The following is a 26,963-nucleotide window of genomic DNA, read 5'->3' on the forward strand; positions in this document are numbered from 1 at the left end:
ATTACAATCATAGGTAGAATTTATGTCTGATAAACCATTAACTAAAACTGATTATTTGATGCGTTTACGGCGCTGTCAGACAATTGACACTCTGGAGCGCGTCATTGAGAAAAATAAATATGAATTGTCCGACAATGAGCTGGCTGTATTTTACTCAGCTGCGGATCACCGTCTTGCAGAATTGACAATGAACAAACTCTACGACAAGATCCCCTCTTCAGTATGGAAATTCATTCGTTAATCACGCTACATTACTTTTTAGAGAACACGCAGGTGTTATCTGCCTCCTCGTTCTGGCTAATAACACAACGGGCTATTATAGAACAGTGATATAGATCACATACCAATAACAGGGAACGTTCCCTCTAATACTTTATTATTGCTTCTATTGCGATAATATCCACCAAGGGGAGCGCGCGATGAGTGACGAAAAACAAAAAATGATCGCTGGGGCACTGTATTGCCCGACCGATGAAACTTTATGCCAGGATCGACTGCGGGCGCGTCAACTCATCCATCAATACAATTATACTACGCCTGATGAAATAAATAAGCGTCAGGCGATTTTACGCGACCTGTTGGGTCGATGCGAAGACGCCTATATTGAACCTTCCTTTCGTTGCGACTACGGCTATAATATTTTTCTTGGTCACTCCTTTTACGCTAACTTCGACTGCGTCATGCTTGATGTTTGCCCAATTCATATTGGCGATAATTGTATGCTCGCGCCAGGGGTACATATCTATACCGCCACGCACCCGCTGAACGCCGTCGAACGCAACAGCGGCAGAGAATTCGGTAAACCCGTCACTATTGGAAATAACGTCTGGATAGGCGGACGAGCCGTCGTTAATCCTGGCGTAACCATCGGCGATAACGTCGTCGTCGCTTCAGGCGCTGTGGTGATAAAAAACGTACCGTCAGACGTCGTGGTAGGCGGAAATCCGGCGCGAATCATTAAAAAATTGTAGTCAAAATGATAACTGTTATGCTTATTCGTGGTTAATCTGTTACTTTTTTCACGTTACACCTCCCTTTAAAATGGGCTGTTATTACCCCCTATGTCGCAGAAATCATGAAGGCAAAAGATGACAGAGATACAGCGCCTGCTTAGCGAAACTATTGATGACTTAAACGTCCGTGAAAAACGCGATAACAGGCCGCGTTTTAGTATCAGTTTTATCCGCAAGCATCCTGGGTTATTTATCGCGATGTATGCAGCCTGGTTTGCGACGCTGGCGGTCATGCTGCAATCAGAAACGCTGGTGGGGTCAGTGTGGCTGTTAGTGGTGTTATTTATCGCATTTAATGGCTTCTTCTTTTTCGACATCGCCCCGCGTTATCACTATAACGACATCGATGTGCTGGACCTCCGGGTCTGTTACAACGGTGAATGGTACAACACCCGCTTTGTTCCCCCCACGCTCATTGAGACGATTCTTCAGTCTCCACAGGTGGATAATGAACATAAAGTCCAGCTGCAAAAAATGGTTGCCCGTAAGGGCGAACTTTCCTTCTACGATATTTTTACGCTGGCCCGCGCAGAAGCCAGCCGGTAATAAAAAAGTGCGCACCCTCCCTGGTACGCACTGCTTTCCCTGAACTGTTGGTTTTTTTAACGTCTTTTTTTACGCCCCTGAACCGCCTTAAAACGCGGATTTGTTTTACAAATCACGTATAAGCGTCCTTTGCGTTTGACTATCTGGCAATCCGGATGCCGTTGTTTTGCATTGCGAAGTGAGTTTAACACCTGCATTTCATTTACCCCTTTTAGCGCCGATAAAATGACCGAAACGTTTCTGGAAGCGTGCGGCGCTACTTTCGCTATCAAACGTTTTCTGTCTACCGGTATAAAAAGGATGCGATTTTGATGACACATCAATAGTGACATACGGATATGTCACGCCGTCCAGTTCGATTTCACGTTCAGTTTTGATAGTTGATCCCACTTTCACATATTCATTTACGCTGGTGTCATCAAATACGACGGTGCGGTATACAGGATGAATATCAGGTTTCATTGCGCCCTCTCAATTATGTTATAACATAACAATAAAATACGCTATCAACGTTCCTTTTTCAACCGGTAAACATTCACGATCTCTTCCTGGCGGCAAAAGCAATGTGGCGTAACGCGTTAGTCTGGCGCCTGAATCTGTAAAATCGATAAAATAGCTTTATCATTCGAGGGCGCGATTTACGATCGGATATACTTTCTCTACGCTGTGTTTATAAGGACATCACTGTGACAACACGACATCTGGTCAGCCTGGTAACGGGAGTGCTTATCCTGTCTGTCCTTTTCCCGATAGGATTGAGCCTGTGGCTGGCGCACCGTCAAGTTGAAAAAAGGTTTAACGAAGAGCTGGATATCTTCTCGTCCCGGGTGGCGCTACGTACAGAAAGGGTCAGTGACCAGGCAAAAGCCGCGTTAACGCATATTGCCTCCTTTAAAGGCGAGCCCTGCAGCAGCGCCCATTTACTCGCCATGCGCCGCGTGTCTTATAGCTTTCGGTATGTCCAGGAAGTTCTGTATCTTAAAAATTCGATTCCCGTTTGCTCCTCACTTGAAAAAGAGAGCCATATTCCCGCTTTCCCTCCGCCTATGAAAATCACTCGCGACGGTTATCGCGCCTGGTTTACGGCGCAAAACGATCTGGGTATAAAACGCTATATGGCGGCACTCGGGAGCGACAGCTATATCGTGATGATCGACCCGGCGTCCTTTATCGATGTGATTCCGTTTGGCGCATGGCCGATTGACGTCGCTATTATTGGCCGGGAACGCAATACTGTGGTTGCCAGCAGTGGTAACCTTGACCCCGCTATTCTTCCGCTCATTCACCATGAGACGCCCCTGCGGCTGGAAAACCGAGGCATTCAGTATGCTATTCACCCCTTTCCGGAAATGGGCATTACTATCGTAAGCTGGGCACCGACCGCTCCGCTGGAAAGGAGCTGGTATCGACAGGCATTTATCTGGCTACCGGCGGGCATCGTAACGGGTCTGCTGGCTGCGGCCTTTATTCTGCGTATTTTGCGTCGGCTACAGTCGCCCCGCCACCGTCTCCAGGATGCGATAGATAATCGCGAATTTAACGTACACTATCAGCCTATTGTCTCCCTGAGCAGCGGAAAAATTGTCGGTGCCGAAGCCTTAGCTCGCTGGCAACAGGCGGACGGCACCTTCCTTTCGCCGGAAATTTTTATCGCGCTGGCTGAACAAACCGGGCTCACGGAGCCGCTAACCCGGCTAATCATCGAAACCGTTTTTGAAGACATGGGGAGTTGGTTAAAGTCCCATCCCGAACAACATATTTCAATCAATCTTGAGGCATCCGATCTGGCGTCGGAAACGTTGCCGACGCTGTTAAGCACGCTGCTGAACCGTAGCCAAATTTCTCCGTCGCAAATCGCGCTTGAATTAACGGAGCGCGAGTTCGCCGATCCGAAAACCAGCGCGCCAATTGTCGCCAGATACCGTAACGCGGGACATTCAATTTATATTGATGACTTTGGCACCGGCTATTCCAGCCTCAGCTACTTACAAAATCTGGATGTGGATGTCCTTAAAATTGATAAATCTTTTGTCGATGCGCTGGAATATAAAAACGTCACGCCGCATATTATTGAAATGGCGAAAACGCTCAAACTTAAGATGGTCGCAGAAGGCATCGAAACAACCAGGCAAGAACAGTGGCTACGCCAGCATGGCGTACATTATGGTCAGGGCTGGTTATACAGTAAACCCCTACCCGCTACGGCATTTATTCTTTGGGCGGAACAGCGGCTATAACGTCGCACAGCAGAAAAGAACAGTGTGGAGAGGCACAAATGGGTGGGGGCCCTGCCAGCTACATCCCGGCACACGCGTCATCTGCCTTGGCTGCTTCCTTCCGGACCTGACCTGGTAAACAGAGTAGCGTTGCGGGAGAACCAACAGAGCCCCCATTGAGAGCGTTGTGAACCAACGCGCAGGCGCATTATCACTGCTATATCGTGCAATTGCAACCCATCAGGCATCGGATGCTGGTTTCTTGCGCATCCGGGCTTTCCTCCCCCCCTTATTCCAGATTATCCTGAAGCATTAACGCAGGATTCTATTATGGATATTCAGGACACATTTCCTCAACGCGTCTGGCAAATCGTCGCTTCGATCCCGGAAGGATTTGTCACGACCTACGGCGATGTCGCCCGGCTTGCCGGTTCGCCTCGGGCGGCGCGTCAGGTCGGCGGAGTTTTAAAACGTCTGCCGGAAGGCAGCACTTTACCATGGCATCGGGTGGTGAACCGCCACGGCGCAATATCACTTACCGGGCCGGATCTACAGCGGCAACGTCAGGCATTACTGGCGGAAGGCGTGGTGGTGTCGGGAAGCGGACAAATCGATTTACAACGCTATCGCTGGGTGTATTAACCCTCTCCGTAACGGAGAGGGTTGGCGCAGGATTAATACTGGGTAGGCGCAGGAACGGCAGAAGACGGATTGACCTGGGTCGGCGAAGTCGATGGAACCGTCGTCGTCGCACCACCGCTGGCCTGCACAGGCACCGCCGTTTGCTGTACCGGTACCAGCGTCAGATCCGCTTTAGTGCCGCCATTGTTAATCACCGGTTTCACGCTATCGGTAATAAATACCAGCTTATTATCAACGGTGATGGCCGCGCTCAGGAGAATGCGCGCGTTAGGTTGAATATCTGATGGGTTAAACGGCAACACAAAACTGAAAGGCGCCTGTTTACCTTCGGTACGTACCGCTTTTTGCGACAGCACCTTAGACGGCGCATCAGCCAGCGAAGCATCTGAAAGCGTCACGGTCAGCACCGCATCTGGCGGCAGAGCGACCTTCTGGCGGATCCAGACGGTACCGGAAACATTGGGTTGCTGAATAGTAGACTGGTTAGCTGTAATCGACATGTTAGGGTTTGGCGCAGGCGTCTGGATATCAGCGCTTTTATCAGCGCAGGCCGCCAGAGATATCGCAACCGCTAAACCACTTACGATGTGCACGAGTTTCATTCAATTCTCCTTATCATCAATGCACCAGCAGGCCTTTCCCCCCGCCGGAAGAGTGGTTAACAGAAACATAACGTGATTAAGTGTGGCACATGTCACTCATTTTTGCCTGGAATTGGTCTGTTATTCAGACTTTTGTACCCATCGGACCACTTGCAAAATTGCGTTATACTCTGCCCTACCTCGCTTCGGCATCGTTGTCACCTGGAGAGTATGTATGAGTCAGACACTGAATAATTTGCTGACATTATTGAATCTGGAAAAAATTGAAGAAGGACTCTTTCGGGGCCAAAGTGAAGACTTAGGGCTGCGCCAGGTATTTGGCGGTCAGGTGGTGGGCCAGGCGCTCTATGCCGCCAAAGAAACGGTGCCGGAAGCGCGACTGGTGCATTCATTCCACAGTTATTTTCTGCGGCCAGGCGACAGCCAAAAACCCATTATCTATGACGTAGAAGTGCTGCGCGATGGGAATAGCTTCAGCGCCCGCCGCGTTGCCGCTATTCAGAACGGGAAACCCATCTTTTACATGACCGCCTCATTCCAGGCACCGGAACCGGGTTTTGAACATCAAAAAACCATGCCGACGGCAGTCGGGCCGGAAGGACTACCGTCAGAAACGGAAATCGCGCAATCGCTGGCGCATTTACTGCCGCCGATTCTGAAAGAAAAGTTTCTCTGCGATCGCCCGCTGGAAATTCGTCCCGTCGAATTTCACAATCCGTTGAAAGGTCACGTCGCCGCGCCTGTGCGTCAGGTATGGATTCGCGCCAATGGCATCGTTCCGGATGACATTCGCGTCCATCAATATTTACTGGGATATGCCTCGGATCTGAATTTCCTTCCCGTCGCGCTTCAGCCTCACGGCATCGGTTTTCTGGAAAAGGGTATTCAGATCGCCACTATCGATCACTCTATGTGGTTCCATCGTCCGTTCAATTTTAATGAATGGCTACTTTATAGCGTGGAGAGCACTTCCGCCTCCAGCGCCCGGGGCTTTGTTCGCGGCGAGTTTTATACTCAGGATGGCGCGCTGGTCGCTTCAACCGTGCAGGAAGGGGTAATGCGTAATCACAATTAAAAAACATGCCGCTATGCGGCGTTAATGGCCTGATGACGCTGCGCTTATCCGGCCTACGGTAAACTGGATAAGCGCAGCGCCATCAGGCATGTTGCGCAATCACGCGTTATACGCATTCTCGCCGTGACTGTTCACATCCAGCCCCTCGCGCTCCTGCTCTTCCGGTACACGCAGTCCAACAAGGATATCCGCCAGTTTGTAACCAACAAACGCGACAATACCGGACCAGACGACCGTAATAGCAATACTTTCCAGCTGTACCATCACCTGATGTCCCATCGTAACGCCGTCGACAAAGCCAACGCCGCCCAGCGAACTGGCGGCAAAAACGCCGGTCAGGATACAGCCGATTATTCCGCAAACGCCGTGAACGCCAAATACGTCGCACGGATCATCTACCCGTAACAGACGTTTAAGCATGGTGACTCCCCACAATCCCGCCAGCCCCGCAATAACGCCGATAACCAACGCGCCGCCAACGCCAACATAGCCACAGGCTGGCGTCACGCCGACCAGACCGGCAATCGCGCCGGAACACGCTCCCAGCAGGGAAGGCTTACCGCGTAGCGTCCACTCGCCGATAATCCACCCCAGAATCGCGGCGGCGGTCGCCACCACGGTGTTCACAAAGGCCAGCGCTGCTATCTCGTTTGCGCTCCCCGCAGAACCCGCGTTAAATCCAAACCAGCCGATATACAGAATCGCAGTACCGGTAAAGACCATCGGCAGGTTATGGGGTTTAAATGCTTCTTTCCCAAAGCCGACGCGTTTGCCAATTAAATAAGCCCCCACCAACCCGGCGATAGCGGCGTTAATATGCACCACCGTACCACCGGCAAAATCCAGCGCGCCGTGAGCAGCCAGCAGGCCGCCGCCCCACACCATGTGCGCAATCGGAATATAAGAGAGCGTGAACCACACCACGACAAAAATCAGTACCGCCGAAAAACGAATACGCTCCGCCAACGCGCCGACAATCAGCCCGACGGTAATACAGGCGAAAGATCCCTGAAACGCGACATGAATATACTGATAAATCGTACCCGTTACCGCCGTCAACGCGATATTCTTCAACATCGCCCCATCGACATTACCGAAGAAATGATTCCCTTCGCCAAAAGCCAGCGAATAGCCGTACACCACCCATAAAATACAGACCAGCGCAAAGGTGACGGTCACTTGCGTTAACATTGACAGCACGTTCTTGGCGCGAATTAATCCGCCGTAAAACAGCGCGATACCCGGTATCGTCATGAACAGCACCAGCGCGGTGCAAATCATCATAAAAGCACTATCCGCTTTATCGGCAACCGCCGGCGCGGCTATCGTTAGCCCAGGCAGCAGCGCCAGTGAAGCCAGTGTGGTTTTTATCATCGCTATCTTCATTTTTTCATTTCCTGTTGCTGTGTGGCGGGTCTTACAGCGCTGCTTCGTCAGCTTCGCCGGTACGAATCCGAATAACGCGCATGAGCTCCGCGACGAAAATTTTGCCGTCGCCAATTTTTCCGGTGTAAGCCGCTTTACTGATGATATCGATCACCTCTTCCAGTTGGTCGTCGGCGATAGCCACATCAATTTTGACCTTCGGCAGGAAATTCACGCTGTACTCCGCGCCGCGATACAGTTCGGCGTGTCCTTTCTGACGGCCAAACCCTTTCACTTCGGTGACGGTCAGTCCCTGAATGCCAATGGAAGAAAGCGCCTCCCGCACGTCCTCCAGCTTGAACGGTTTGATAATCACGGTAACCAGCTTCATAGAACCCTCCAGTCAGAATTAGGTAACGGCTGCCGCCGCGCATGGACTCTTCAGAATGGATATTGCAAAGGATGTGCCAGAAGCTGGCGAGCGAGGAAAAGCGCGGTTAGCGGCGCGTCTTTATATTGACGCGCCCCAAAATCGAAGCAGGGAAAGAAAAACGCACCACGACGGTGCATAATGGGCGAGGCTTTGCCCTGTGGCGCCAAACCTTACGCCGCAGGGCCGGGTTCTTCGTGTACGCTGGCGGCTAACTCCTCGCCAACTAACTGTAATTGATACATTTGCCAGTAGCGCCCTTGCGCCGCCAGCAATTGTTGATGCGTCCCGCGCTCCACCGCCTGGCCGCGATGGAGAACCAGAATGGTATCCGCCTCCACGATTGTCGATAGCCGATGGGCAATAACCACCAGCGTGGTGCGCTCGCGAATCGCCGCCAGCGCCTGCTGTATCGCCTGCTCAGTGCCGGAATCGATGCTGGCCGTCGCTTCATCAAGAATTAATATTTGCGGGGCGTCAACCAGCACGCGCGCCAGCGCCAATAGCTGTTTTTGCCCGACGGACAGCGTATTTCCCTGCTCGCCGAGATGCGTATGCAGCCCGTCGCTCAGGCCGCGCGCCAGGTCTGCCAGTTGTACTGTTTCCAGCGCCTGCCACACCTGCGCCTCGGAGACATCGCGCCCCAGCGTCACATTAGCCAGAAAGGTATCCGCCATCACTACCGGGTCCTGTTGAACCATCGCCACGCCCTGGCGTAAAACGCGATGATTAAGAGAGGCGATTTCTCGCCCATCCAGCCGAATTTCGCCTTGTGTCAGGGGGTAATACCCCATTAATAAGCTGGCGAGCGTACTCTTCCCGCTGCCGGTGTGCCCCACCAGCGCCACAAAGCTACGGGACGGTACTGATAGCGTAATGTCCTGTAAAACAAGATTATCGTCGCGGTAAGCAAACGACAGATGATCAATATCAATCGCCCCGCTTTGTAACGGCCTGTCGTCGCTGCCATAGCGCTGGCGCGGGCGATCCATCAGTTCAAAAACACGCTCTCCCGCCACAACCGCCTGCTGTAGCATGGATTGCTGGGTGGTCAGTTCAATGAGCGGCTCGTTCAGACGTGACAAATAGCTAATGAACGCATACAGCACCCCGACCTCAATCGTGCCGGCAGACGTAAAGCTGAAAAGCATCAACAAACCGCATAAAATGAGCGCGGAAAAGAGGCTAAGCAGCGGACGCAATAAAAAGCCGTCCAAGCGCAGCGTCTGCATCCGCGCCATGTAGTGCGAGCGGCTGGCCTCGCCCATGCGTTCGCCGAAGCGCGCCTGCTGGCGAAACTGCTGGATTACGCTCATCCCGTTGATGATTTCGTTAAAGCCGTCGTTAATATCCGCCAGATATGCCCGCACGCGGCGTACAATCGGCGTGCTGTAGCGCTGATAAATGATCATCACGGTCAATACCGCCGGAAAAATCAAAATCGCCACCAGCGCCATCCGCCAGTCAAGGCTGAACATAGCGACCAGCATGGCACCGATCAACGCCGCGCTACGTAATACCGTTGCGACGACCGTGACGTACAGATCGCGGATGACTTCCGTATCGTTGGTCACGCGTGAAATTAATTGTCCGACAGGCTGCGTGTCGAAGGCGCTTAGCGGCTGGCGCAAGGCGGCATCCATGACGTCCGTGCGCAAGGACTGAACCACGCCAACGGCCGCCCGGTTAAATAATAAAGACTGGGCGTAATGCAGACCCGCCGCCAGAAACTGTAGCCCCACATAGGCGGCCGCCAGCCCCGCGACCTTGCCCAACGGTAAATGGTGGCGGGCCACCATGTTATCAATGAAATAGCTGATCAGCAGCGGACCGCTAACCTCCGCCGCCGCCGCAATCCACAGCATCATCACCGCGACAGAGAGCGGTTTTCGCCATGGCGAGCCATACGCCAGTAACCGTTTCAGCGTCGGCCATAGCTGTCCAAAACTACGCATTCACCGCCTCCTCGCCGCGTTCCGGCGCGTCATCCAGCGCGGCCTCCAGTTGCTGATAGCGATACATATCGCGATACCAGCCAATCTGCTGCGCCAGTTGATCGTGATCGCCGCGCTGAACAACATGACCATGTTGCATAACGATAATTTCATTGGCGTCGGTCAGCGCGGATAAACGATGCGCGCTGATGATGACCGTACGCCCTTCGCCCCACTGGCGCAAATTATGCAAAATCTGATGCTCCGTGCGGCCATCTACTGCTGAGAGCGCATCATCAAGAAGCAGAATTTCCGCATTCAACAGTAGCGCTCTGGCAATCGAGATACGCTGTTTTTGCCCACCCGATAACATGACGCCACGTTCACCTACCTGCGTGTCGTAGCCCTGAGGCAAACGGAGAATATCCTCATGTACGCTGGCTAAACGCGCCACCTGTTCAATCTCCTCCTGAGTCGCCTCCGGGCGTCCGAGCGCAATATTATTGGCAATAGAGTCCGAGAACAAAAACGGCGTCTGGCTGACGACCGCCAGTCGGCTACGCCAGCTATCCAGTTGCAGATGCGTCAACGGCACGTCATGGAAACGGATCTCTCCCTGCGTCACATCAAAATGGCGCTGGATAAGCGACAATATTGTGCTTTTCCCCGCGCCGGTCGGACCGCATATCCCCAGCATCTGACCCGGTTTAAGACGAAAGTTCACATTCTCCAGCGCCGGATGCGTCGTTTGCGGATAGCAAAACTCACGAATGGCCGCCGTCAGTTCGCCGCGCCCCGCCGGGACCGGCTCTTCGCCATCCTTAACTACCGGCGCTTCCGCCAGCATGGCGCGGATGCGGCTGTATGCGGCGCTACCCCGCTCCACGATATTAAACATCCAGGCCAGCGCCAGCATCGGCCAAATCATCAACCCCAGATACATCATAAAGCTGGTGAGTTCGCCCAGCGTCAGACTGCCGTTAACCACCATCCAGCTTCCGCCGCTAATCGCGAGCAGGTTCGCCATGCCAATGGCGATGTAAATGGTTGGATCAAAACGCGCGTCAATACGCGCCACGCGCATATTTTTCTTGCCGGTATCTTCGGCATCCGCCGCAAACAGCGAAGACTGGCGGTCCTCCAGACCAAACGCTTTGATCATGCGGATGCTGGTCAGACTCTCCTGCGTGCGGTCGTTCAGGCTGGAGAAGGCGGCCTGCGCCAGTTTGAAATAATCATGCAGCCGATCGCCGTAACGTTTGATCATCAGCGCCATAATCGGCATCGGCAACAGCGCTAATAGCGTTAGCTGCCAGCTAATTTGCGTCGACATGACAATCAGTACCGCGCAGCCCATTACCAGCGAGTCAACCAGCGTCAGAACGCCCTCACCCGCCGCAAATACGACGCGATCCACATCATTCGTCGCGCGCGCGATAAGATCGCCCGTTCGATGGCGCTGATAAAATTCAGGATGCTGACGGCTCAGCTGGCGATAATAATCTTCACGCAGTTCGACGGCTAATTGATAAGAAGCGCCAAATAGCAGCACGCGCCAGACATAGCGCAACAAATAGACCACTACGGCGATCAGGGCAATGGTGCCAATCCACATCGCTATTCGGCCTGGAGTAAAATGCTGTGCGGTTACGCCATCCACGACAATCCCCACCACTTTGGGCGGGATCAGCTGAAGCATCGCAATAAGCATAAGCAGGGCCACCGCGCCAAGATAGCGACGCCATTCCCGGCGAAAGTACCAGCTTAATTGAGCAAATAATCGCACGCGTTATTTCCTGATATGATTTCCGGCAATACCGGGAGAATTATTCAATGGGCAGAGAGGTGGTGTACTTAATCTGTTCCATCGCAAAACTGGAGGTGACGTCTGACAGTCCTGGGACGCTATTGACCAGACGTTTATAGAAGTCGTCATACCGCTTCATGTCGGCCACCTGAACTCGCATCAGATAGTCGTATTCCCCCGCCATCCGCCAGAAGCCTAGCACTTCCGGCATCTCAGAGACGACGGTCACGAACCGACAGTACCATTCACTGCTGTGGTGCTGCGTTTTTATCAACACAAAAGCGGTTAATCCCAGACCCAGTTTTTCCGGGTCCAGCAGCGCGACCCTGCCAAGCAGGATACCGTCATCTTCCAGGCGTTTAAGCCGCTTCCAGCAAGGCGTTGTCGTCAGATTAACGGCATCCGCCAGCGCCTGCAAAGAGAGGGTACAATCCTGCTGCAATAAGCAAAGCAGCTTACGGTCAATTTTATCTAACATACCCACTCCATAGAGAATATTTTTCTCCTTACATTGTAATTTAAAGGTCAAATAGCAACAATTTTTTCCGTACTTTTCGCTACTCTTGGCACAAAATGATAAATGGATATTAATGATGAGTAGCAATTGGGTTAAAAATGCCATTAATGAAATTAACGCTGACCACCAGCGCTCGGCGGATACGCATCTTATTCGTTTGCCCCTGTCGGCATTTCCAGGTATCCAGCTTTACCTGAAAGATGAAAGCACGCATCCCACCGGTAGCCTCAAGCATCGTCTGGCGCGCTCGCTGTTCCTTTATGGGCTGTGCAATGGCTGGATTAAAGAAGGCACTCCGATTATTGAAGCGTCATCAGGCTCAACGGCGATTTCCGAAGCCTGGTTCGCGCGTTTACTGGGACTGCCGTTCATCGCCGTCATGCCCGCCTGTACCGCAAAACGTAAAATCGAACAGATTCAATTTTACGGCGGCCACTGTCATTTTGTGGAGAGCGCCTGCGAAATTTATGCCGCCTCCGAGCGGCTGGCGCATGAACTGAACGGTCACTATATGGACCAGTTTACCTACGCAGAACGAGCTACCGACTGGCGGGGCAACAATAATATTGCCGACAGTATTTTCCGCCAGATGCGCAACGAACCCCATCCAGTACCGCGATTTATCGTCATGAGCGCCGGAACGGGCGGAACCTCTGCGACGATTGGGCGCTATATTCGCTGCCAGGGCTATGATACTCAGCTCATGGTGGTGGATCCGGAAAATTCCGTCTTTTTACCTTACTGGCAGGATCGCGACGCTTCATTACGCAGCCCGGTGGGCAGTAAAATTGAAGGAATTGGTCGTCCGCGAGTAGAGCCTTCTTTTATTCCGGATGTCGTGGATGAGATGCTGCGCGTGCCGGACGCCGCCAGCGTTGCCACCGCACACTGGCTGGAAACGCAGCTAGGCCGTAAAGTCGGCGCCTCTACCGGCACGAATATGTGGGGAGCGCTGCAGCTTGCGGCCCGGATGCGCGAGGCTGGAGAAACCGGCGCTATCGTGACGTTATTGTGCGATAGCGGCGATCGCTATCTGGATACCTATTACCATCCGTCCTGGGTTAGCGACCATATCGGCGATTTGACGCCGTGGTCAGCGGCCATCGAAAAATTACTTACCGGCGACTAGAAACAAAAAAAAGCCAGACTGAATGTCTGGCTTGCTGGAAGAGATCTCTCATTCGGGGGAATAAGGTAGATGCGGATTGTCCAGCCAATGCGTCAAAAAGTGTGATACCGCTTGATTACCACAATGTCCGATAACCGAAAGGTGTGGCAGCGCGGCGATAAGCTGCGGCATGGCATTGCCCATAATGAGCCCCCGCCCGACGCTGCCCAGCATTTCCCGATCGTTCATCGCGTCGCCAAACGCCATGCAATCTGCCAGTGAAAGCCCTAAATGGTTGCTCAATACCGCCAGCGCCGATCCTTTATTGCACCCCAGCGGTAGCACTTCCAGGCAGTCGACGGCAGAGAAACAGAGATGAGCGCGTTCTTCCAGCGCCTCATTGAGCTGAATGCGCAAACGGATCAGATCGTCATGATCGCCGCAAAAACAGATCTTCGTCACCTGATGGGCCGGAATGCTTTTTATATCGATAACCTGATAACGAAAGCCGCTGTAGACGTGCGCCTGGAGTAGCGCGGGGATCTCCTGGCCTGTAAACCAGCCGTTGTCATTAAACACATGCATACTGGCTCGGGTATCCCAGGCATGGTGCATCACCGTATCGGCAACCTGAGGATCGAGATCCTGACGATGCAGCACGTCGCCTTCCAGCGAGTGAATTCGCGTCCCGTTACCGGTAATAAGATAAGCATCCAGTGAAAGCGTCCCCAGAATATGCCGCATCTCCAGCACATGACGACCCGTAGCGAATGTCAGGGTGATATCGCGTTCGCGCAGACGCGACAGCGTGGCGATCGTTTCTCTACCCAAATGGTGATCGGGCATTAATAACGTGCCATCCATATCAAATGCTGCCAGACGGGCCATCTCTTTCTCCACACTGTGACGCGGTTAACTTGTTGTTCAGTATTACCTGAGATATACGGAAGTAATAGTGAACAGATAAAAGGAAGTGTTCCGGGTTTCTATGAGGCTACTGAATCGGCTTAATCAATATCAACGCCTCTGGCAGCCTTCCGCCGGGGAAACGCAACATGTCACCGTTAGCGAACTGGCCGAACGCTGTTTTTGTAGCGAGCGCCATCTGCGAACGCTGCTGCGTCAGGCCCAGCAGGCGGGTTGGCTAAGATGGGAGGCGCAGTCCGGACGCGGGAAACGTGGACGGCTCCAGTTTCTGGTCACGCCGGAATCGCTCCGCACCGCCATGATGGAACAGGCGCTGGAAAAAGGGCAGCAGCTCAACGTACTGGAACTGGCGCAGCTGGCGCCGGGCGAGTTACGGGCGATGCTCCAGCCTTTTATGGGCGGCCAATGGCAAAACGATACGCCGACATTGCGTATTCCCTACTATCGTCCGCTTGATCCGCTGCAGCCGGGTTTTCTGCCAGGACGCGCGGAACAGCATCTCGCAGGGCAAGTTTTTTCCGGGTTAACGCGCTTCGACCGCGATAGCCAATATCCTTGCGGGGATTTGGCGCATCACTGGAAGGTTTCCGCCGACGGTTTACGCTGGGATTTTTATATTCGCTCCACGCTGCACTGGCATAATGGCGATGCGGTGGATACCGCGCAGCTACACGAACGCCTGGAAAGGCTGCTTACCCTACCGGCGCTAAGCAAATTGTTTATTAGCGTCGCACGGATCGAAGTAACGCATCCTCAGTGCCTGACCTTTCTCCTTCACCGACCTGATTACTGGCTGGCGCATCGTCTGGCGAGCTATTGTAGCGGTCTGGCGCATCCTGACCTGCCGCTTATCGGCACCGGTCCTTTTCGCCTGGCGTTGTTCACGCCGGAACTGGTGCGTCTGGAAAGTCATGACCATTATCACCTCAGCCATCCGCTGCTGAAAGCGATTGAATTCTGGATCACCCCGCAACTGTTTGCCCAGGATCTGGGCACCAGTTGCCGCCATCCGGTGCAGATTGCCATCGGCAAACCGGAAGAGCTGGCGACGCTGAGTCAGGTAAGTAGTGGTATCAGCCTGGGCTTTTGTTATTTAACCCTCAAAAAGGGCTCACGGCTCAACGTACAGCAGGCGCGGCGTCTGATACATATTATCCATCATACTTCGCTGCTGAAAACCTTGCCGGTAGATGAGAACTTGATTATGCCAAGTCAGGGGCTGCTACCCGGCTGGACAATCCCGCAATGGCAGGACGTTGATGAAACGCCATTGCCGAAAAAACTTACCCTGGCGTATCACCTTCCCGTAGAGCTGCATACGATGGCGGAACAGCTTCGACATTACCTGGCGACGCTCGGCTGTGAGTTAACGTTGATTTTTCATAATGCCAAAAACTGGGATAACTGCCCTGCGTTGGCGCAAGCGGATCTGATGATGGGCGACAGGCTGATCGGCGAAGCGCCGGAATATACGCTGGAGCAGTGGCTACGTTGCGATCAGATCTGGCCGCATGTCCTTGACGCGCCTGCGTTTTCCCATCTGCAGGCTACGCTTGACGCTCTGCAAATTCAGCCCAATGAAAAAGATCGCCGCGCCGCGCTACAACAAGTTTTTGCCAACCTGATGGATGACGCCACACTTACGCCGCTGTTTAATTATCACTATCGCATCAGCGCCCCACCGGGCGTTAACGGCGTTCGACTGACCCCTCGCGGCTGGTTTGAATTTAGCGAAGCCTGGCTTCCGCCGCCTTCGCCGTGAAGAAGCTGGTCGGGATTATCCGTACGCGTTACCATATTGGTTTTCGTCATTGATCAGGATAACTATGAAACGCGCCGTTGTTGTATTTAGTGGAGGTCAGGACTCCACCACTTGTCTGGCGCAAGCGCGGCATCAGTATGATGAAGTGCATTGTGTCACGTTTGATTATGGTCAGCGCCACCGCGCAGAGATTGATGTCGCGCGCGCACTGGCGTTAAAACTTGGCGCACGCGCGCATAAAGTGCTGGATGTCACTTTGCTGAACGAACTGGCGGTCAGCAGCCTGACGCGGGATAGCATTCCGGTGCCGGACTATGAACCGAACGCTGACGGTATCCCCAATACTTTCGTACCGGGACGCAATATTCTCTTTCTGACGCTGGCGGCGATTTACGCTTATCAGGTCAAAGCCGAAGCGGTGATCACCGGCGTTTGCGAGACCGATTTTTCCGGCTATCCAGACTGTCGCGATGAGTTCGTCAAAGCGCTGAATCACGCGGTGAATCTGGGCATGGCGAAAGATATCCGTTTCGAAACGCCCTTAATGTGGATTGATAAAGCTGAAACCTGGGCGCTGGCCGATTATTGGGGCCAACTGGATTTGGTTCGCGAAGAGACGCTGACCTGCTATAACGGCATTAAAGGCGATGGCTGTGGTCATTGCGCGGCCTGTAATCTGCGCGCTAACGGCCTGAATCATTATCTGTCGAATAAAGCGGCGGTGATGACTGCAATGAAGCAAAAAACCGGGTTAAGGTGATTGTTTTGCCGGATGGCGGCGCACGCGCCTTATCCGGCCTGGCGATATGCACCATGGTCAATATCGCCAGGCCGGACAAGTTCAACGCCATCAGACAGCGAGGCGTTATTGCACCATCTGTTCCAGCTTTTCACGCAATTCGCCTTCCAGCGGCAGCGCTTTTTGCGTTTTTAAATCAATACAAACAAACGTGATGAGCGCATCGGCCACCACCTGCCCTTCTGGCTCCAGCGTAATCGTCTGGCTTAATACGCCGCTTTTACCGTTAAGCTGTTGTACCTGGCTGGTCACGGTCAGTAGATCGCTCAATACCGCCGGACGACGGTAATTTATATTGATGTTTACCACCACAAAGGCAATATTGCGGGCCGTCATCCACTGAAAGCTGTCGCTGTTTTCCAGCCCATCCCAACGGGCCTCTTCCAGAAACTCCAGATAGCGGGCATTATTAACATGTTGATAAACATCAAGATGATATCCACGAACTTTGATTTGTGTTTGCATAGCGCAATAACCTTACGTTGTTGTTATAAGTAAACGACAAGTACAGAGGTCATAACTGGTATGACCTCTACAGTCTGGCAAATTTTGGCCACTGTGCAAGTGATTACAATGTTAAAACTGCCAGATTACGCTCCACCAGCGCGCTTCCCATTCCCGGCACCTGCTTTAAATCATCCACCGTTTTAAAAGGACCATACTCCTCCCGATAGCTCACAATAGCCTGCGCTTTTTTCAGCCCAACGCCGTTCATCACCCGCGCCAGATCCTCCGCAGACGCGGTATTAATGCTCACCCTGGTACCTTCATCATCGCTGGCTTTAGCAGGTAATGCCGCTTTGGCGGAGGATGAAGAAGGCGTATCCGCTTTTGTTTCCACCGCTGCATTTTTTGCGACAGGCGTCGCCGCCAGCGCGCTATGGGCCATGCCCGCGCAGGTTAAAGAAAGTGTAATAAGCAGTGCTTTAATTCCGTGTTTCATACTGTTTTCTCCTTGTTTGTTAACAGTGCAGCCACGATAGCGGGGCGGAGAAAAACGAACAAACGGCAATTCTCAGAAATGGAAAAGGCCGCGAAAGCGGCCTTTGTGGGATACAACGTTTTGCAATTTTTTGCGAAGCGCCTCGACGATTACTGCTGTTCCAGAGCGTCGCCGATTTTGATTTTCGCCTCTTTACGCAGATTGCTCATCAGCGCCTCAAAGACAATTTGCGCATTGTTCTGCGTGATGCCCTGCACCATCGCTTTTTTCTGCGCTTCCGGCATGGCGCCCGCTTTCACCTCGTCAAACGCCAGCAGAACGACGTTACCCTGCATATCGTTCGCCACGCCATAAACTGGCTTATCTTTCGTCGGAAGGCTTAACGCAAAGGCCGCCTGACTCACCGGATCCTGACTGGTACGACTTAACGTTTTAGGCTCGCCAAAACTCAGACCCGCCGCTTTCATCGCTTCCGCGCCTTTGCCCGCTTTCAGCTCGACCAGCAGTTTTTCCGCATCCAGCTTCGCCTGTTGTTCCGCTTTGTTATGCTTCACCAGGGCAGTGACCTGTTCTTTCACTTCTGCCAACGGCTTCACGGCTTCAGGTTTATGTTCGCTCACGCGCACGACAAAAGCCCGGTCGCCATCCACGGTGATAATGTCTGAATTCGGCCCCGGCGTACCGTTTTCGCCCACCAGACCGCCATTAAAGATAGCATCGGCTACCGGTTTGAAGTTCAGCTCTTCCGGTAAGGTGTCACGGCTAAACCAGCCGGTTTCAACCGCTTTTACGCCAGCGACCTGTTCAGCGCCTGCTAACGACTCATTGTCGTTGCTTGCCGCATCGCTCACCTTCTGCTGCAACGCATAGTAAGCATCCAGCGCTTTTTCTTGTTTCACTTTCGCGGCAATGTCGTCGCGAACCTCGCTTAACGGTTTCACTTTGGCAGGCTGAATATCATCCAGACGCGCCACCAGAAAACCGACAGACGACTTAATCACGCCAGATATCTGACCTTTTTCTTTTAATCCGGCGTTTTTCAGTTCCGGCACCGTGGCAGACTCTTCCAGCCAGCCCATATCGCCGCCATTACGCGCAGAGATGATATCGGTGGATTTCTCTTTCGCCAGCGTGGCGAAATCTTCGCCCTTGTTCAGCGCATCCAGTACCGCTTTCGCATCATCTTCCGTTTTGGTCTGAATAATGCTGTAACGAATGCGCTCCGGCTGAGTAAACTGATCTACATGCTGGTCATAATAGGCCTGAATATCCGCATCGCTGACCGGTGCCTGCATCGTCGCGGCATCCAGCTTGATATAGCTTACGCGGAACTGTTCCGGCGTCATAAAGCGGGCTTTATTCTGATCGTAGTAGCTGGACACTTCCTGATCGGTCACCTGCTGCTTCGCCGCCAGCGCGTTGACATCAATAACGGCTTCACGCACCACGCGCTGTTGAGAGACTAATGCCGCCAGTTCGTCGGTTTCCCCTTTCAGCATAAAATCAGTACCGGCCACGCCGTTGATCAGTTGCTGAGTGGTAAGCTGGTTACGCAGCGCCTGAGCGTACTGATCGGCGGTCATTCCCATCTGATTCACAATCGCGTTATAGCGGTTGTTGTCAAACTTACCGTCCACCTGAAAAGCGGGAGTGGCGAAAATCGCCTGCTTTACCTGCTCATCGCTGATGCCCAGTTTCAGTTCGCGGGAATATTGATCCAACAGCGCTTCGTCTATCAGACGATTCAGCACCTGCTGGCGCAGGCTTTTCATATAACCTTCGTTGGCCGCCAGTTCAGAATACCTGTCGCCCAACTGCTGCTGCATACGGTTACGTTCGTTATTAAACGCATTCTCAAACTGTGCCCGGCTGATTTCCTGGCCATTCACTTTTGCGGCGTAGTTATTGCTTCCGCCAATCAGGTAACCACTAACGCCGGTCAAAATGAACGACACGATAATGATAACGAAAATAATCTTGAGCACGAGACTGTTTGCAGCCGTGCGTAAGCTGTCCATCATGGTGTAACCACACTCCGCTGTAGGTGACTTTACACTTTATCTTTCAGGCGGCTTCTCTGCTGGCTACCGAGTGATTCGCTCAGTTGCCGCGTCGACGCAACCTGAATGATTTGCGTATATAGACTTCACGCGCATCGCATTTTCTGAACGCGGCGCGCAAAAGCCTATTGTGACAAGAAACGAGGGCAATTGTCAGCCCGCAACGCGCAGAAAGTCCCGAATCGTCAATAAAAAAGGCACATCAGTTGATGCGCCCTTGTACTTTGTCACATCCCCCGAGGGGATCACGCTTAGTTTACCGCGTCTTTCAGCGCTTTACCTGCACGGAAACTAGGCACTTTGGCAGCGGCGATGGTGATCTCTTTACCTGTTTGCGGGTTGCGACCAGTACGGGCAGCACGCTCTTTAACAGCAAAAGTACCAAAGCCTACCAGTGCAACGTCATCCCCTTCTTTCAGAGATTCGGTAACAGAAGCAATAATCGCATCTAACGCACGTCCAGCCGCAGCCTTAGAGATATCAGCCCCTGCAGCAATTTTTTCGATCAGTTGAGATTTATTCACTCTTCTCTTCCTCTTTATAATTTATATCGCACCTGAATCCTTCGAAGTACGACCGCGCAGCAGTTATATCAGGCCTGCCACGCCCTTACAACACCCGTTAATGGTGGCAGACCCAATCAACCATCTAAATTAGCTATACAAAAAAAGGCTGGCAAGTCCGAAATAGCCTGCCAGCCCTGTTTTTATTAGCGCTATTTGCGCGAGGTCACTATTTTGCGGTTACAACCTGCATTCCAGACGGTTCGTTTTGCAGAGCAAGCGTCAGAACTTCCTCAATGCGCTTCACAGGATGAATATCCAGATCGGCAATCACGTTGTCCGGAATTTCCTCCAGGTCACGTTTATTTTCGAATGGAATTAAGACCGTTTTAATCCCGCCGCGATGCGCCGCCAACAGTTTTTCTTTCAGGCCGCCGATCGGCAACACCTGACCGCGCAGGGTGATCTCACCGGTCATTGCCACATCTGCGCGCACCGGATTACCGGTCAGGCAGGAAACCAGCGCGGTACACATCGCGATACCGGCACTTGGACCGTCTTTCGGCGTTGCGCCTTCCGGCACGTGAACGTGGATATCGCGTTTTTCGTAAAAGTCCGGATTAATACCCAGTTTTTCCGCGCGCGCGCGCACCACGGTCAGCGCCGCCTGAATAGATTCCTGCATCACTTCACCGAGCGAACCGGTGTAGGTCAACTTGCCTTTGCCCGGTACGCAGGCGGTTTCGATGGTCAACAGATCGCCGCCCACTTCCGTCCACGCCAGGCCCGTCACCTGACCTACGCGGTTTTCGCTATCCGCGCGGCCATAATCAAAGCGCTGCACACCGAGGTAGTCGTGCAGATTATCGCCGTTAATTTCGATATGTTTTAACGATTTATCTAGCAACAGTTGTTTAACCGCTTTGCGGCACAGTTTGGAGATTTCACGCTCCAGACTACGCACGCCCGCTTCACGCGTGTAATAGCGGATAATACCGATAATCGCGCTATCGTCGACCGTCAGTTCTCCTTTCTTCAGCGCGTTACGCTCGATCTGCTTCGGCAGCAGGTGACGTTTAGCAATATTCAGCTTCTCATCTTCGGTATAACCGGACAGACGGATCACTTCCATACGATCCAGCAGCGGCGCCGGAATGTTCATGGAGTTGGAGGTGGCGACGAACATCACATCGCTGAGATCGTAATCCACTTCCAGGTAATGATCGCTGAACGCCACGTTCTGCTCCGGATCCAGCACTTCCAGCAGTGCGGAAGCCGGATCGCCGCGCATGTCAGAAGACATTTTGTCGATCTCATCGAGCAGGAACAGTGGGTTTTTAACCCCCACTTTGGCCATTTTTTGGATCAGTTTACCCGGCATAGAGCCAATGTAAGTCCGGCGATGACCGCGGATTTCCGCTTCATCACGCACGCCGCCCAGCGCCATACGGATGTATTTACGCCCTGTTGCTTTAGCGATGGACTGGCCCAACGAGGTTTTACCTACCCCCGGCGGCCCCACCAGACACAGGATCGGCCCCTTGATTTTATTTACACGGCTTTGAACCGCGAGATACTCAAGGATGCGGTCTTTCACGCGCTCCAGACCATAATGGTCAGTATCGAGGATTTCCTGCGCCTGACGCAGGTCTTTTTTGACCTTGCTACGCGCATTCCACGGCACCTGCACCATCCAGTCGATGTAGCCGCGCACCACGGTCGCTTCCGCCGACATCGGAGACATCATTTTCAGCTTCTGCAGTTCCGCTTCCGCTTTCTCTTTCGCCTCTTTCGGCATTTTCGCCGCGTCGATTTTACGCTTCAGCGCTTCGTTTTCGTCCGGCGCGTCGTCCATCTCGCCAAGTTCTTTCTGAATCGCTTTCATTTGCTCGTTCAGATAGTACTCGCGCTGGGATTTCTCCATCTGCTTTTTCACGCGGTTGCGAATGCGTTTCTCAACCTGCAGCAGATCGATTTCAGATTCCATCATCGCCATCAGATATTCCAGACGTTCGTTAACGTCGGACATCTCCAGTACGGACTGTTTATCCGCCAGTTTCAGCGGCATATGCGCGGCAATGGTGTCAGCCAGACGTGCAGGGTCGTCAATGCTATTGAGTGACGTCAGCACTTCCGGCGGAATTTTTTTGTTCAGCTTGATGTAGCCTTCGAACTGGCTGATAGCGGTACGCACCAGCACTTCTTGTTCTCGCTCATCAATGGCTGGCGAATCAAGGTACTCCGCCTTCGCGGAGAAATGTTCGCCGTTGTCAGACAGCGCGGAAATACGCGCGCGCTGTAACCCCTCGACCAGCACTTTTACGGTGCCGTCAGGCAGTTTCAACATCTGCAAAATAGAGGCCACGGTCCCGACGGTGAAAAGATCGTTTACACCCGGCTCATCCGTTGATGCTTCCTTCTGGGCGACCAGCATGATTTTTTTATCATGGTCCATAGCCGCTTCCAGACAACGGATAGATTTTTCCCGCCCTACAAATAAGGGTATGACCATGTGCGGATAAACCACCACATCGCGCAACGGCAATACGGGGATTTCAATGCGTTCAGAACGCTCAGGATTCATAGAGCTCTCTCTTAGTTTAGTGTCCGCCAGGTAATCAGATAGTATAGCTGTGCTCCATACCACCTATAACATGTACGTCAGTATATGGGGATGTTTCCCACACATTCAACGGCGTGTTTACAGGAAAAACGAAAGGGGAGATAAAATCCCCCCTTTTTTGGCTAACTGATTGTATGAATGTTTAATTATTCGCCAGAAGCCTGCGCTTCCGGTTTGCCGTAAATCAGCAACGGCTTACTCTGACCGGCAATTACGGACTCGTCGATCACCACTTTTTCGACGTCTTCCATAGATGGCAAATCGTACATGGTATCCAGCAGCGCCGCTTCGACGATAGAACGCAGACCACGGGCACCGGTTTTACGCGCCATTGCTTTCCTGGCGATAGCGTCCAGCGCTTCGTCACGGAATTCCAGATCGACGCCTTCCAGGTTAAACAGCGCCTGATACTGCTTGGTCAGCGCATTTTTCGGCTCTTTCAGGATTTGAATCAGCGCTTCTTCGCTGAGTTCGTTCAACGTCGCCACCACTGGCAGACGACCGATAAACTCAGGAATCAGACCAAATTTGATCAAATCTTCCGGTTCAACCTGCGACAACAGCTCGCCTTCGCTGGCTTTGTCGGACTTCGCTTTCACCGTCGCGCCAAAACCAATGCCGGAGCCGGTTTCAACACGGTTAGCGATCACTTTATCCAGACCGGCAAACGCGCCGCCGCAGATAAACAGAATCTTAGAGGTATCTACCTGTAAGAACTCCTGCTGCGGATGTTTGCGACCGCCCTGCGGTGGAACCGCGGCGACGGTGCCTTCGATCAGTTTCAGCAACGCCTGCTGTACGCCTTCGCCGGAAACATCGCGGGTAATGGACGGATTGTCTGATTTACGCGAAATCTTATCGATTTCATCAATGTAGACAATCCCACGCTGCGCTTTTTGCACGTCGTAGTCGCATTTCTGCAACAGTTTCTGAATGATATTCTCGACGTCTTCACCCACGTAACCCGCTTCGGTCAGCGTGGTCGCATCCGCCATAGTGAACGGCACATCCAGCAAGCGCGCCAGCGTTTCCGCCAGCAGCGTTTTACCGGAACCGGTCGGTCCAATCAGCAGAATGTTGCTTTTGCCTAACTCGACGCCATTGCTGGTATCGCCGTTACGCAGACGCTTGTAGTGGTTATAGACCGCCACCGCCAGCACTTTTTTCGCCTGCTCCTGGCCGATAACGTAATCGTCCAGGTGAGTACGAATTTCATGCGGCGTCGGCAGCGCACTACGTTCACGGTGCGGAGCAACTTCTTTAATTTCTTCGCGAATAATGTCGTTACATAAATCGACGCATTCGTCGCAGATATACACGGATGGACCGGCAATCAGCTTGCGCACTTCATGCTGGCTTTTGCCGCAAAAAGAGCAGTACAACAATTTGCCCGAGCCATCTTTGCGTTTATCTGTCATGAGTCAAAACCTCTTCTTTGTTCTTTGTGCCGCACACGACGACGCAAATGCCATTCTCAGGCGCAAGCCGCTAATCAGCGTTGTGCCGCCCTTCATTAGTATATACACAAAATCATTCGAGCTACATCAAGGCGGCAACTCGGCGACTCCGCAGGCGCTTACATAAGTAAGTCACTGGGAGGCGCGCTGGCAACCAACACCGAGGTAGCGTGAAGGATGAAGTGTATAGCGGCACACTTGCGTCCAGGGCATCAATTACGATGGGTCAAAATTGAGTCAACCAAACCGTACTCTACCGCTTCAGGCGCGGAGAGGAAGCGATCGCGCTCAGTATCACGTTCAATCTGCTCAAGAGATTGACCCGTATGATGCGCCATAAGTTCATTCATGCGCCCTTTTACTTTCAAAATTTCGCGGGCGTGAATTTCAATATCCGTCGCCTGGCCCTGGTAGCCGCCCAGCGGCTGGTGGATCATGACGCGAGAGTTCGGCAAGCAGAAACGTTTGCCTTTCGCCCCGGCAGTCAGCAGAAACGCCCCCATAGAGGCCGCCTGTCCCATACAAATGGTGCTGACGTCTGGCTTAATAAACTGCATGGTGTCATAGATGGACATCCCCGCAGTAATTACGCCGCCAGGAGAATTAATGTACAGATAGATATCTTTTTCCGGGTTTTCCGCTTCCAGGAACAGCATCTGCGCCACGATCAAGTTAGCCATATGGTCTTCGACCTGGCCGGTCAGAAATATGACGCGTTCCTTAAGTAGACGAGAATAGATATCAAAAGAGCGCTCACCGCGTGAGGTCTGTTCAATGACCATCGGCACCAGCGCCATATGAGGGGCCAAATTATCTCGTTCTCCGCTGTATGACATTTCCGTCTCCTGGATAAAAATTGAAAAAACCTGCTGTACTGATTGTAACCTGATGGACGGATTATCAGCCAGTCCCTCTGTAATGGGTACGGCATCGCCATAATTCAAGCATAACAATCTTTTGCTCTAACGCTAACACTGAAACGCGGTTTTCGCACCCTTACCATGCAAAATGCGTGACAAAAAAAACCCGTCACTGAAAGGTGACGGGTTTTTGTGCAAATTTCGTGCTTTTAACGCGAAAAATTACGCCTGCTGGTTCATCAGCTCATTGAAGGAAGTGGCTTTTTCAGACACTTTCGCTTTTGCCAGAACCGCTTCAACAGCCTGTTCTTCCAGAGCGACGTTACGCATATTGTCCATCAGCTCTTTATTTTTGCTGTAGAACTCAATCACTTCTTTCGGATCTTCGTAAGCAGACGCCATCTCTTCGATCAGGCCTTTAACGCGTTCTTCGTCCGCTTTCAGCTCGTTGGTACGAATGACTTCGCCGAGCAGCAGACCTACAACTACACGACGCTTAGCCTGTTCTTCGAACAGTTCGCGCGGCAGCTCCAGAGCCTGTTTCTCGTTACCACCAAAACGCTGCGCAGCCTGACGACGCAGAACGTCGATTTCGCTGTCGATCAGCGCAGCCGGTACGTCGATGTCGTTAGCTTTTACCAGACCTTCGATCGCCTGAGACTTAACGCGGTTACGCACCGCGCCTTTCAGCTCGCGCTCCATGTTTTTACGTACTTCAGCGCGCAGACCGGCTACGGAACCATCTTCAACGCCGAAACGTTTGATGAATTCTTCGGTCAGTTCCGGCAGTTCGCGTTCTTCAACTTTCTTCAGGTTGATAACGAACTTAGCCGCTTTACCTTTCAGGTTTTCAGCGTGGTACTCTTCCGGGAAGGTCACATCGATAGTGAACTCTTCGCCAGCTTTGTGGCCTTTAACGCCGTCTTCAAAGCCCGGAATCATACGACCCTGGCCCATCGCCAGAACGAAATCGGTCGCTTTGCCGCCTTCGAACTCTTCGCCGTCTACAGAGCCGGTGAAGTCGATGGTCACGCGGTCTTCCGCATCCGCAGCGCCGTCTTTTTCTTTCCAGGTCGCCTGCTGCTTACGCAGGGTGTCCAGCATCACATCAACGTCAGCGTCGGTGACTTCAACAACCGGTTTTTCAACTTCGATGGACTCGAGGCCAGTCAGCTCAACTTCCGGATAGACTTCAAACTCGACGGAGTAAGTGAAGTCTTCACCCACTTTGTATTCGCCCGGAACATAGTTCGGCGCGCCTGCCGGGTTAATTTTTTCTTTGATGATCGCGTCAACGAAGTTGCGGCTCATCAGATCGCCCAGCACGTCCTGGCGAACAGAAGCGCCATAACGCTGAGCGACGATATTCATCGGTACTTTGCCTTTACGGAAGCCGTCAATACGTACTTTTTTCGCTACGTTGACCAGCTCGCTTTTTACAGCGGTCTCGATGCTGTCAGCAGCGATTGTAATCGTTACACGGCGGCCAAGGCCCTGAGTGGTTTCAACTGAAACTTGCATCTTGTTACCTCAAAAAATCACAGTGCTCGGTCAACTCTACTCCGCAAGCACGTGCTATTTGCTTCGCGGAACCGGGATGTTCTCATAATCAATCACATTCCCTGTCGTCAGAATCATCCCGAAGACGTTCATATATAAGACGGCGCATTATAGCGGCATCACTTTTGTGAGTCGAGAACGGTGATTGTGCGATGCTGCGGCGGTTTTCACAATTCTCGGCTAATTTTTGTCTGAATACTGTACGACACGCTCA

The 26,963-nt window shown here is 52.5% G+C and carries 25 protein-coding genes, 1 other RNA gene and 1 pseudogene; 9 read left to right on the forward strand and 18 right to left on the reverse strand.

The annotated features are described in order from the left end of the window. Window positions 1-22: 22 nt before the first annotated feature. The 3 genes from ACLJZ5_RS06305 (at window position 23) to ACLJZ5_RS06315 (ending at window position 1,559) form a co-directional block, all read left to right on the forward strand. A complete protein-coding gene (locus ACLJZ5_RS06305; protein ID WP_001280991.1) occupies window positions 23-241 on the forward strand; it encodes an HHA domain-containing protein in 219 nt (72 codons plus the stop codon). A 178-nt stretch (window positions 242-419) separates the two neighbouring features. Beyond that, window positions 420-971: a maltose O-acetyltransferase gene (gene maa / locus ACLJZ5_RS06310; RefSeq protein ID WP_023219729.1), complete on the forward strand. Its 552-nt coding sequence runs from the start codon at window positions 420-422 to the stop codon at window positions 969-971. A gap of 117 nt (window positions 972-1,088) precedes the next feature. Further along, complete coding sequence (locus ACLJZ5_RS06315; RefSeq protein WP_000136183.1) at window positions 1,089-1,559, forward strand: YlaC family protein; 471 nt, start codon at window positions 1,089-1,091, stop codon at window positions 1,557-1,559. A gap of 56 nt (window positions 1,560-1,615) precedes the next feature. Here the strand turns inward: ACLJZ5_RS06315 and ykgO are convergent, their stop codons facing one another. Together ykgO and ACLJZ5_RS06325 are read right to left on the reverse strand one after the other, a co-directional pair. Continuing rightward, a complete protein-coding gene (gene ykgO, locus ACLJZ5_RS06320) occupies window positions 1,616-1,756 on the reverse strand; it encodes a type B 50S ribosomal protein L36 (protein ID WP_001197749.1) in 141 nt (46 codons plus the stop codon). Between the two features lies 1 nt (window position 1,757). Continuing rightward, window positions 1,758-2,021: a type B 50S ribosomal protein L31 gene (locus ACLJZ5_RS06325; RefSeq protein ID WP_410958893.1), complete on the reverse strand. Its 264-nt coding sequence runs from the start codon at window positions 2,019-2,021 to the stop codon at window positions 1,758-1,760. 224 nt (window positions 2,022-2,245) lie between these two features. On the opposite strand from ACLJZ5_RS06325, the gene ACLJZ5_RS06330 reads away from it, so the two are divergent. After that, complete coding sequence (locus tag ACLJZ5_RS06330) at window positions 2,246-3,796, forward strand: EAL domain-containing protein (protein WP_024797537.1); 1,551 nt, start codon at window positions 2,246-2,248, stop codon at window positions 3,794-3,796. Window positions 3,797-3,845: 49 nt separating this feature from the next. Here the strand turns inward: ACLJZ5_RS06330 and ffs are convergent. Beyond that, an RNA gene (gene ffs, locus ACLJZ5_RS06335) (signal recognition particle sRNA small type) lies at window positions 3,846-3,942 on the reverse strand. Window positions 3,943-4,026: 84 nt separating this feature from the next. On the opposite strand from ffs, the pseudogene ACLJZ5_RS06340 reads away from it, so the two are divergent. Next, a pseudogene (locus tag ACLJZ5_RS06340) lies at window positions 4,027-4,417 on the forward strand (MGMT family protein). Between the two features lie 32 nt (window positions 4,418-4,449). On the opposite strand, the gene ACLJZ5_RS06345 reads toward ACLJZ5_RS06340, so the two are convergent. Next, window positions 4,450-5,019, reverse strand: a complete 570-nt coding sequence (locus ACLJZ5_RS06345) for a YbaY family lipoprotein (protein ID WP_000779802.1) — start codon at window positions 5,017-5,019, stop codon at window positions 4,450-4,452. 214 nt (window positions 5,020-5,233) lie between these two features. On the opposite strand from ACLJZ5_RS06345, the gene tesB reads away from it, so the two are divergent. Further along, window positions 5,234-6,094, forward strand: a complete 861-nt coding sequence (gene tesB, locus ACLJZ5_RS06350; protein ID WP_024797536.1) for an acyl-CoA thioesterase II — start codon at window positions 5,234-5,236, stop codon at window positions 6,092-6,094. 99 nt (window positions 6,095-6,193) lie between these two features. Here tesB and amtB read toward each other — a convergent pair whose 3' ends face one another. From amtB to decR, 5 genes are all read right to left on the reverse strand, one after another. Then, entirely contained in the window at window positions 6,194-7,480 is a 1,287-nt protein-coding gene (amtB, locus tag ACLJZ5_RS06355; RefSeq protein WP_024797535.1) for an ammonium transporter AmtB, read from the reverse strand. Between the two features lie 31 nt (window positions 7,481-7,511). Next, window positions 7,512-7,850 (reverse strand): P-II family nitrogen regulator, encoded by a 339-nt coding sequence (glnK, locus tag ACLJZ5_RS06360; protein ID WP_000780341.1) that lies wholly within the window; start codon window positions 7,848-7,850, stop codon window positions 7,512-7,514. A gap of 212 nt (window positions 7,851-8,062) precedes the next feature. Then, window positions 8,063-9,844 (reverse strand): SmdB family multidrug efflux ABC transporter permease/ATP-binding protein, encoded by a 1,782-nt coding sequence (locus ACLJZ5_RS06365; protein WP_001256070.1) that lies wholly within the window; start codon window positions 9,842-9,844, stop codon window positions 8,063-8,065. Continuing rightward, window positions 9,837-11,609 carry a SmdA family multidrug ABC transporter permease/ATP-binding protein gene (locus tag ACLJZ5_RS06370; RefSeq protein WP_001235566.1) on the reverse strand — a complete coding sequence of 591 codons (1,773 nt, stop codon included), beginning with the start codon at window positions 11,607-11,609 and terminating at the stop codon, window positions 9,837-9,839. Before ACLJZ5_RS06370 ends, ACLJZ5_RS06365 begins: the two co-directional genes overlap by 8 nt. Before the next feature lie 40 nt (window positions 11,610-11,649). Next, a complete protein-coding gene (decR, locus tag ACLJZ5_RS06375) occupies window positions 11,650-12,108 on the reverse strand; it encodes a DNA-binding transcriptional regulator DecR (RefSeq protein ID WP_000884593.1) in 459 nt (152 codons plus the stop codon). Between the two features lie 112 nt (window positions 12,109-12,220). On the opposite strand from decR, the gene cdsH reads away from it, so the two are divergent. Beyond that, on the forward strand, window positions 12,221-13,276 hold the full coding sequence (gene cdsH, locus ACLJZ5_RS06380; RefSeq protein ID WP_000987851.1) for a cysteine desulfhydrase: 1,056 nt from the start codon (window positions 12,221-12,223) through the stop codon (window positions 13,274-13,276). Between the two features lie 48 nt (window positions 13,277-13,324). Here cdsH and cof read toward each other — a convergent pair whose 3' ends face one another. Next, window positions 13,325-14,143 carry an HMP-PP phosphatase gene (gene cof / locus ACLJZ5_RS06385; protein ID WP_000113040.1) on the reverse strand — a complete coding sequence of 273 codons (819 nt, stop codon included), beginning with the start codon at window positions 14,141-14,143 and terminating at the stop codon, window positions 13,325-13,327. A 100-nt stretch (window positions 14,144-14,243) separates the two neighbouring features. On the opposite strand from cof, the gene ACLJZ5_RS06390 reads away from it, so the two are divergent. Both ACLJZ5_RS06390 and queC read left to right on the forward strand, forming a co-directional pair. After that, window positions 14,244-15,944 carry an SgrR family transcriptional regulator gene (locus ACLJZ5_RS06390; RefSeq protein ID WP_001238174.1) on the forward strand — a complete coding sequence of 567 codons (1,701 nt, stop codon included), beginning with the start codon at window positions 14,244-14,246 and terminating at the stop codon, window positions 15,942-15,944. Window positions 15,945-16,008: 64 nt separating this feature from the next. Next, window positions 16,009-16,704, forward strand: a complete 696-nt coding sequence (gene queC / locus ACLJZ5_RS06395; protein ID WP_000817202.1) for a 7-cyano-7-deazaguanine synthase QueC — start codon at window positions 16,009-16,011, stop codon at window positions 16,702-16,704. Window positions 16,705-16,809: 105 nt separating this feature from the next. Here queC and fadM read toward each other — a convergent pair whose 3' ends face one another. The 8 genes from fadM to tig all read right to left on the reverse strand — a co-directional run bounded on the left by fadM (window position 16,810) and on the right by tig (window position 26,710). After that, window positions 16,810-17,208 (reverse strand): long-chain acyl-CoA thioesterase FadM, encoded by a 399-nt coding sequence (gene fadM, locus ACLJZ5_RS06400; protein ID WP_001194543.1) that lies wholly within the window; start codon window positions 17,206-17,208, stop codon window positions 16,810-16,812. 103 nt (window positions 17,209-17,311) lie between these two features. Beyond that, on the reverse strand, window positions 17,312-17,686 hold the full coding sequence (locus tag ACLJZ5_RS06405) for a helix-hairpin-helix domain-containing protein (protein ID WP_000680322.1): 375 nt from the start codon (window positions 17,684-17,686) through the stop codon (window positions 17,312-17,314). A gap of 149 nt (window positions 17,687-17,835) precedes the next feature. Then, window positions 17,836-19,707 (reverse strand): peptidylprolyl isomerase, encoded by a 1,872-nt coding sequence (ppiD, locus tag ACLJZ5_RS06410; protein WP_000969425.1) that lies wholly within the window; start codon window positions 19,705-19,707, stop codon window positions 17,836-17,838. 290 nt (window positions 19,708-19,997) lie between these two features. Beyond that, on the reverse strand, window positions 19,998-20,288 hold the full coding sequence (hupB, locus tag ACLJZ5_RS06415; protein ID WP_254888479.1) for a nucleoid-associated protein HU-beta: 291 nt from the start codon (window positions 20,286-20,288) through the stop codon (window positions 19,998-20,000). Window positions 20,289-20,478: 190 nt separating this feature from the next. Continuing rightward, window positions 20,479-22,833 (reverse strand): endopeptidase La, encoded by a 2,355-nt coding sequence (lon, locus tag ACLJZ5_RS06420; protein WP_001067723.1) that lies wholly within the window; start codon window positions 22,831-22,833, stop codon window positions 20,479-20,481. A gap of 185 nt (window positions 22,834-23,018) precedes the next feature. Next, a complete protein-coding gene (clpX, locus tag ACLJZ5_RS06425; RefSeq protein ID WP_000130314.1) occupies window positions 23,019-24,290 on the reverse strand; it encodes an ATP-dependent protease ATP-binding subunit ClpX in 1,272 nt (423 codons plus the stop codon). Window positions 24,291-24,541: 251 nt separating this feature from the next. Further along, window positions 24,542-25,165, reverse strand: coding sequence for an ATP-dependent Clp endopeptidase proteolytic subunit ClpP (gene clpP / locus ACLJZ5_RS06430; RefSeq protein ID WP_000122257.1), 624 nt, complete (start codon window positions 25,163-25,165; stop codon window positions 24,542-24,544). A gap of 246 nt (window positions 25,166-25,411) precedes the next feature. Further along, the gene (gene tig, locus ACLJZ5_RS06435) at window positions 25,412-26,710 is read right to left on the reverse strand and encodes a trigger factor (protein WP_001198403.1); all 1,299 of its coding nucleotides are present in this window, start codon (window positions 26,708-26,710) and stop codon (window positions 25,412-25,414) included. Between the last annotated feature and the right edge of the window lie 253 nt (window positions 26,711-26,963).

Source organism: Salmonella sp. 5800, assembly GCF_046558195.1.
Lineage (GTDB): Bacteria > Pseudomonadota > Gammaproteobacteria > Enterobacterales > Enterobacteriaceae > Salmonella > Salmonella enterica.